The 7,239-nt window shown below is 66.9% G+C and carries 8 protein-coding genes and 1 pseudogene; all 9 read left to right on the top strand.

The features are described from left to right. Nucleotides 1-340 (top strand): annotated as a pseudogene (locus VL752_RS08405) (sulfotransferase); the annotation flags it as partial. 186 nt (nt 341-526) lie between these two features. Next, on the top strand, nt 527-1,879 hold the full coding sequence (gene terL, locus VL752_RS08400) for a phage terminase large subunit (RefSeq protein WP_325354080.1): 1,353 nt from the start codon (nt 527-529) through the stop codon (nt 1,877-1,879). Between the two features lie 32 nt (nt 1,880-1,911). Beyond that, the gene (locus VL752_RS08395) at nt 1,912-3,321 is read left to right on the top strand and encodes a phage portal protein (protein WP_325354078.1); all 1,410 of its coding nucleotides are present in this window, start codon (nt 1,912-1,914) and stop codon (nt 3,319-3,321) included. Further along, a complete protein-coding gene (locus VL752_RS08390; protein ID WP_325354076.1) occupies nt 3,308-3,718 on the top strand; it encodes a hypothetical protein in 411 nt (136 codons plus the stop codon). The genes VL752_RS08395 and VL752_RS08390 overlap by 14 nt, the downstream gene beginning before the upstream one ends. A 36-nt stretch (nt 3,719-3,754) precedes the next feature. Next, complete coding sequence (locus VL752_RS08385) at nt 3,755-5,077, top strand: DUF4043 domain-containing protein (protein WP_325354074.1); 1,323 nt, start codon at nt 3,755-3,757, stop codon at nt 5,075-5,077. Between the two features lie 5 nt (nt 5,078-5,082). Next, on the top strand, nt 5,083-5,391 hold the full coding sequence (locus tag VL752_RS08380) for a hypothetical protein (protein WP_325354072.1): 309 nt from the start codon (nt 5,083-5,085) through the stop codon (nt 5,389-5,391). A 12-nt stretch (nt 5,392-5,403) separates the two neighbouring features. Next, the gene (locus VL752_RS08375) at nt 5,404-5,781 is read left to right on the top strand and encodes a hypothetical protein (RefSeq protein WP_325354070.1); all 378 of its coding nucleotides are present in this window, start codon (nt 5,404-5,406) and stop codon (nt 5,779-5,781) included. After that, nucleotides 5,781-6,434, top strand: coding sequence for a hypothetical protein (locus VL752_RS08370; protein ID WP_325354068.1), 654 nt, complete (start codon nt 5,781-5,783; stop codon nt 6,432-6,434). Before VL752_RS08375 ends, VL752_RS08370 begins: the two co-directional genes overlap by 1 nt. Then, nucleotides 6,434-7,239 (top strand): hypothetical protein (locus tag VL752_RS08365; RefSeq protein ID WP_325354066.1); only part of this gene is annotated, 806 nt, incomplete at its 3' end. The genes VL752_RS08370 and VL752_RS08365, both read left to right, overlap by 1 nt.

Here is a 7,239-nt window from a genome sequence, read left to right as displayed (position 1 = left end):
GGTGACCGGTCGCTGGCACCAGGGCGTGGAGGCGATGATGGCAGCAGCCGACACCAACGGCGGGGCCGTCGGCATCGGCGGCAATATCTGCCATATCCACTATCGCGACCTGACGGCCGATCCGCTCGGCGCTATCAACGGCCTTTATCGGCATTTCGACATGGATCTCAGCCCCGAGGCGGGAGCCGCCATGACGGTGGAGATGAACCGCGCCAAGCGCGGCGGCTATGGGCGCAACGTCTATCGTTTCAACGACCATGGCCTGGACGCCCGCCGGGAACGCAGCTTCTTCGCAACCTATATGAAGCGCTTCGGCATCGCCGAAGAGATCCCGATCTGACATTTCGTTATCATGTCGTAACTTTTTACTGGACAGACGCCCCAGAATTTCCTATGTAAATACCTATGATGGCTCGTTGCGTCGTTGACGACAACTCAAATTGAGCCAGCAAGACCTGGCCCCTCGGCCGAACAGAATCCAAAAATATCCCGATAGATAATCCGATCGAAAGGCCCCGACCCGCGCATGGATCTGGGGCTTTTGGACTGGGCCTGCCTCGCTCTCGCCGAGGCCGATCTGGTGCCGGCCGTTCATCACCGCCGGCTGATCGCCGACCTCGAGGCGGTCAGCCGGGGCGACATCGACCGGCTGATGGTGCTGATGCCGCCGGGCTCCGCAAAATCGACCTATGTCTCGATCCTCTTTCCCGCCTGGTTCCTGACCAGGCACCGGCGCGCGGCGCTCATCATGGCCTGCCATACGGAGGGCCTGGCCAGCCATTTCGGCCGGCGCACCCGCGCCCTGGTGCAGGACCATGCCGAGACCCTGGGGTACGGGCTGGCCCGCGACGAACGCGCCGCCCACCGCTGGCGGACGAGCGGCGGGGCTGAGTATTTCGGCACGGGTATCCACGGACCCATCGCGGGCCGGCGCGCCGATCTCGCCATCATCGACGACCCCATCAAATCCTGGGCCGAAGCGGAGAGCCCTCTGGCGCGCGAGCATGTCTGGGACTGGTACCGGATGGACCTGATCCCCCGCCTGAAACCGCGCGCCCGCCTCGTGCTCGTCATGACCCGCTGGCACCAGGACGACCTCGGCGGACGTATTCTGGAGATGGAAGGCGGCTGGACCGTGCTGCGCCTGCCCGCGCTCGCGGTGCCCCCCGATCCGCTGGGCCGGGCCACCGGAGAGCCGCTTTGGCCTGCCTGGGAAGATGCAGCTGCCCTAGAGCGCAAGCGTGCGGCCATGGGCCAGCGCGCCTTCGCAGCCCTCTACCAGCAGGATCCGCGGCCGCCCGCAGGCGGGCTCTTCCTGACCGACCGCATCCCGCTGTGCGATCGGCAGCCGGAACCGCGCCAGGCCATCCGGGGTTGGGATCTGGCGTCGACCTTGCCCGCTCCGGGTCGCGATCCAGACTGGACGGTCGGGCTGCGCCTGGAGCAGGGCGAGGACGACGCCTTCACCGTGACCGACCTCGTCCGGCTGCGCGGCACGCCCGGCGAGGTAGAGGCGGCGATCCTCGCCTCCGCCGAGCGGGACGGCACTGGCGTGACCATCGCTCTGCCACAAGACCCGGGCCAGGCAGGGGCGGCCCAGACAGCCTATCTGACCCGCAAGCTCGCCGGCTACATGGTCCGCGCCTCGCCCGAGACGGGTGCCAAGATCACCCGCGCCGGTCCGGTCGCGGCCCAGGTGGAGGCGGGCAATCTGCGCCTGCTGCGCGCCGCCTGGAATCGCGCTTTTCTTGAGGAGCTGCGCGACTTCCCCAACGGCCACAAGGACGATCAGGTTGACGCGCTCTCGCGCGCTTTCATGACGCTGGTGACGAAGGCCGCACCCGCACGCCGGCTGCACGTGCCCCTGCTGGGACGCTGACCCTCTTCCCTTCTCCAGAGACCGGAGCGCCCATGTTCGACGCAATCCGCGCGCTGACCCCGCGCGACCCCGACTATGCGCCCCGCACCGGCACGCTCGATCTTCTTCGGCGTGTCCTCAACGGCACGCATTATGATTGCCTCCCCTACCAGTTTCACGAGGAGCGAAGCCCAGGCGGCGAGTATATTCCCATTCGTCAGCGCCGCCCCTCCATCCGCTACGCCCTTTGCCGCACGGTGGTGGAGGACAGCGTGGCGCTGCTGTTCAGTGAGGGGCATTTCCCGACCATCCTCTGCTCGGACCATGAGGCACGCGGCGTGATCGCCAATCTCCTGGGCGAGGCGGGATTGAACGGCGTGATGGTGGAGGCCGCCCTCCGCGGCTCGGTCGGCTCCGTCGCCCTGCTGCTGCGAATATTGAAAGGCTGTATCTATGTCTCCGTTCTCGACAGCCTCTTTCTGACACCGACCTGGCAGCCGGAGGCACCCGACACGCTTGCCTCCGTCACCGAGCGCTACAAGGTGCGCGGCGCCGTCCTGCAGGCCCAGGGCTATGCCACCCCAGATGCCGGGGCCGATTACTGGTTCATGCGGTGCTGGGATACCGAGGCCGAGACCTGGTACCTGCCCTGGCCCGTGGGCTACGAGCCGCCCGGCGGCCCCGAGATTGATGCCGGCCGCACGATCCGGCACGGGCTCGGCTTCGTGCCCCTCGTCTGGATCCGCAACCTGCCCGGTGGCGACGGCATCGATGGCGCCTGCACCTTCCGCGCGGCCATCGAGACCAGCATCGAGATTGACTACCAACTCTCCCAGGCAGGGCGAGGCCTCACCTACAGTTCGGACCCGACACTGCTGATCAAGGAACCGGCGACGACCGACCGCGAGATCATCAAGGGCGCTGGCAATGCGCTGGTGGTGAGCAAGGACGGCGATGCGCGCCTGCTGGAGATCGGCGGCACGGCCGCCAATGCCGTGATCGACTATGTCCGCACCTTGCGCGAACTGGCGCTGGAGAGCGTGCACGGCAACCGCTCCTCGGCCGACCGCATCGCGGCCGCCCAGTCCGGCCGCGCGCTTGAGTTGATGAATCAAGGACTTATCTGGCTTGCCGACAATCTCCGCATCTCCTATGGCGAGCAGGGCTTGCTGCCGTTGGTGCGGATGATCCTGCGCGCAGCGGAGCGATATCCCATCACCGTTCTCGGCCAGCCCGTGCCGAAATTGCCACCCGGCCTGCGGCTCACCCTGGATTGGCCGCGCTGGTATCCGCCGAGTGCTGCCGACCTGCTGGCCGAGGCCCAGACCCTCTCGACGCTCGCGGCCGCCGGACAGATCAGCCGCGAGACCGCGATCCGCAACATCGCCGATGCCTACGGCATCGAGGATGTCGCGGCCGAGCTCGATCGGATTGCAAAGGAAACCCTGCATGACGACCGCTGAAACGCCCCCCGCAGAGGGCGAGACGGAAACCATCGAGCAGCTGCGCATACGGGCAGCCGACCTCGAACTCCAGGTGCAGAACCTGGCACAACAGGCCCGCAGCAACCTCGTGATGGCCGAACTCAAGACCGAAGCCGTGCGCGCCGGCATGATCGACCTTGATGGGTTGAGATTGCTCGACGCCAGCGGCCTGACAGTGACCGATCAAGGCGCGGTCCTGGGCTCGGCCGCCCTCATGGACCGTTTCCGCCGCGACAAGCCCTGGTTGTTCGCCGCTGCCTCCAGCACCACCAGCGCCATGCCGCCGCCCTCCCAACCGCCGCGGGCCAAGCTGGCGACTGACATGACGGCCGAGGAATACCGCGCCGCCCGCGCAGCGATCACCCGCCGCTTCTGACCCTTCCCCATCCCTTCAAACGTCAAGAGGATCGCCATGGGAATCCAGAATTTCCCCACGGCTTTGCAGCCGATCATCCAGCAGGGCTTCCTCGAGCGCGAGTTCCAGCAGGCGCTCCGTTCACGCCTCGGCTATCGCGCCGTCGCAGACCGGGAGGAGATCGCCGTCGGCATCGGCGAGACGCTGACCAAAACCCGCGCCGGGCTGAAGCCGAGTGTCACCACGCCGCTCTCGCCTTCTCTCAACACCAATCTCGACAATGGCCTCTCGCCCGGCAACTGGGGCATTGAGCAATATACGCTGACGCTCAATTTCTATGCCGCGACCGCCGACCTGAACATGGTGACGAGCCGCGTCGGCATAGCGAGCCAGTTCCTGCAGAATGCCTATTCGAACGGCGAACAGGCGGCGCGCAGCTTGGACGAGTTGGCGCGCAACGCGCTGTTCGATGCCTATTTCGGCGGTAACACGCGGGTGGCGACGGCTCTCACCACCGCCGCCCCGGCGCTACATGTGGACGACATCCGAGGCTTCCAGACGGTCTTCGTCAACGGCGTGCAGGTGCCGGTGACGGCGAGCAACCCGCTGACGGTGACGGTGGGCGGCGATGCCTACACACTGACCGGCGCGGCCGCGGACGCGACCAATGTGTCGACGACTCCGAATGGGGTTTCAGGCACACTCACGTTCGGCAGCAATGTGACGCTCGCCGACGGCGCCTTGGCGAGCAGCGTGCAGGCAGCGACGGCAAGTGCCATCCTGCGCCCGGGCGGGCGGACCAATACCGCCCTGCTGCAGGCGACCGACAGCCTGAACATGGGCAATCTTCTGGATGCGGTCGCGACACTGCGCAAGAACGCGGTGCCCGAGATCGACGGTGTCTACAACTGCTATCTTGACCCCGTCTCCGCCCGGCAGCTTTTCGCCGATCCGGATTTCAAGACGCTCTTCACCGGGGCGACCTCGAGCAACGCGGTTTTCGCCGACGGCATGGTGAACGACTTCCTCGGTCTCCGCTTCATCCCGACGACGGAAGCCTTCGTCCAGGCGCATCCGACAATCCAGGGCCTGCAGGTGCGCCGGCCGATCATCTGCGGCCAGGGCGCGCTGATCGAAGGCGACTTTGCCGGGATTGGCGCCGATGACGTGGCGCCGAAGGATTCCATCGTCTCCATCGTCGATGGCGTGGCGATGGTGACCCGCGAGCCGATCGACCGGCTGCAGCAGATCATCGCTCAGAGCTGGTATTGGATTGGCGGCTTCTGCGCGCCTTCCGACACCACCACGACGCCGCTGACCATCCCGACCGCGACCAATGCTGCGTTCAAGCGCGCGGTGATGGTCGAGCATGCGGGGTAAGGGCCATGGCCAGCGGCAGCATCGCCGCCTTCACCCCCGAGGCGACCGTGACCCTGACCGCGGGTACGACGAGTAGTGCCACGACCCTCGGCGGCGCGGGCCCTTCTCTCCTCGTCTACAACGCAACCAGCGGCACCGCTTTCCTGCGCCTGGGCGCGACCACGACGCTGACCGCGACCACGGCCGATCTGCCGATCCCGCCCGCAAGCCGCGTGATGCTGGGCGTGGGCGCGACCGTCTCGGCTGCGGCCGTGGTGCTGAGCGCGGGCAGCGGGACCGTCTATCTCTCCCGCGGGTCCGGCGCGGCATATTGAGGAATCACGCCGATGGCCTTCACCGATGCCGAGAAGACGGATCTTCGTCGCTTCTGCGGCTATCCGGCCTATGGCGCGGGCGCGAGCGGCTTCCAGGGTTGGCGCTTCTTTCAGGCGTACGGCCTGCTGGAATTCCGCCTCAACAACCTTTCCTCTGCCGAGGAGACGGTGTGCCGCACCTATCTCGGCACGCTGCGCGGGCTCGAGGTCGGCGTGCCGAGGACGGCCGAAGGGTTGGACACCGACCAGGCGGCCGTTTGGACCCGCAACAAGGACGAATTGCACGACCGTCTGCTTCTGCTCGACGAGTGGCGGCGCCGGCTGTGCAATTTCCTCGGCGTGCCGCCCGGGTCAAGCTTTCCGGAGCCGGGCATCAGGCTGGTGGTGTGATGAACCTCGAACGTGTGCAAGACAGGCTGGCCCGCGGCATGGGGCGTGCAGCCTTCGCTATCGGCGAGCGCTATGCCCTGTTCCGCCCGAAGGGGACGGGCGCCCCATTGCGACCGGAGACGCTCGCGCTGCATCTCAAGGTCGCGCTGCACAGCGCCATGCGAAGCTGGCAGCAGAGTCCAGGTTATGGCGATGCCTTGTGGAGCGCGGTTCTGGACACCGCCTATAGCCGGCCAGGCGACTATCTGCAGGGGCCGCTGGGCACCTTCTTCATCGCATCCCAGCCGCCCCTGCTGCCGACCTTATGCGTGATTACCAACCGCGTCCTCAACGTGACCCGGCCTGACGGCGCGCTCGCCGTCGGGGTCAACGGCTATGGTGGCGTGCAACAGGCCGAGCAGATGCTGCTGCTTGGCGCGTGGCCGGCCAGCGTACTGACGGCCCGCGCCGGCGCCCATCATGGCGGGGAATTGCCGGGCGAGCCGGGGCCGCCGACCTGGACGGTGCTGCTACCGCCTACGGCAGAGCCGGACGTCGGCGCGCTGCGGCCCGGCGATCTGCTTTCGGACGACAGCGGTTTCACGGCCGTGATCACGACCGCGGAGGCAAGCGATCTCGGATGGCGGCTCAACGCCGCCCAGGCGGTGGCGTGATGGCCGATCAATCCGACGTCGAAAGCGCCCTGACGACTGCCATTGCCGCCGCGCTCTATCCGAATGGGACGACCGCCATGTCCGCGCTCGGCGATGTGACGTTCCGAATCTATCGCGGCTGGCCGGTGAGCCAGGCGCTGGGAGCCGATTTGGCCGCAGGGATCGTCAATATCAGTGTCTTCCCGACCGGTGAGCCGCGCGAGACGACGCGCTATATGGCGCGCTGGCATGTAACGACCGCGACCGCGCCCACGCTGACCCCCATCATCCGCAGCAACATCGTGACCTTCAGCGGCACGCCCCAGCCTGGCCAGATGGCGGGAATGGCGGTGAATGGCGAAACCTTTGTCTATCTGGTGCAGAAGGGTGACACTGCGGCGCTCGTCGCCGCCTCGCTCGCCGCTCAGATCACCGCTGCCGGCCACCTCGCGCAATATTCCAATGCGACCATCGCCCTGCCGGGTGCTGCCAGCCTGCTAGCACGTGTAGAACAGGCGCAGAACGCTTTCCGCGAAACGCGCCGTCAGAGCCAGAGTTTTCGCGTGAGCTGTTGGTGCCCGACGCCCGCGCTGCGGGACCAGACCTGTGCTGCCATCGACACCGCGCTCGCCAATACGAGCTTCCTCACCCTGGCAGACGAAACCGCCGCACGCCTGACCCTCGCTGGCGGTTCCACCATCGACCAGATGGAGAACGCAACGCTCTACCGCCGCGACCTGCTCTATGCCGCGGAATACGCCACCGTCCTCACCGCCGCGCAGCCGGCGATGGTCTTCGGCACGGGAACGCTTTCGACCCCGGCCGG

It is taken from the genome of Acidisoma sp. (assembly GCF_035492295.1).
Lineage (GTDB): Bacteria > Pseudomonadota > Alphaproteobacteria > Acetobacterales > Acetobacteraceae > Acidisoma.
This window is presented reverse-complemented; position numbering and strand designations above follow the sequence as displayed.

Coding starts and splice junctions, on each gene's coding strand:
- terL (WP_325354080.1), top strand. CDS start 527: ATGGATCTGGGGCTTTTGGACTGGGCCTGCCTCGCTCTCGCCGAGGCC.
- VL752_RS08395 (WP_325354078.1), top strand. CDS start 1,912: ATGTTCGACGCAATCCGCGCGCTGACCCCGCGCGACCCCGACTATGCG.
- VL752_RS08390 (WP_325354076.1), top strand. CDS start 3,308: ATGACGACCGCTGAAACGCCCCCCGCAGAGGGCGAGACGGAAACCATC.
- VL752_RS08385 (WP_325354074.1), top strand. CDS start 3,755: ATGGGAATCCAGAATTTCCCCACGGCTTTGCAGCCGATCATCCAGCAG.
- VL752_RS08380 (WP_325354072.1), top strand. CDS start 5,083: ATGGCCAGCGGCAGCATCGCCGCCTTCACCCCCGAGGCGACCGTGACC.
- VL752_RS08375 (WP_325354070.1), top strand. CDS start 5,404: ATGGCCTTCACCGATGCCGAGAAGACGGATCTTCGTCGCTTCTGCGGC.
- VL752_RS08370 (WP_325354068.1), top strand. CDS start 5,781: ATGAACCTCGAACGTGTGCAAGACAGGCTGGCCCGCGGCATGGGGCGT.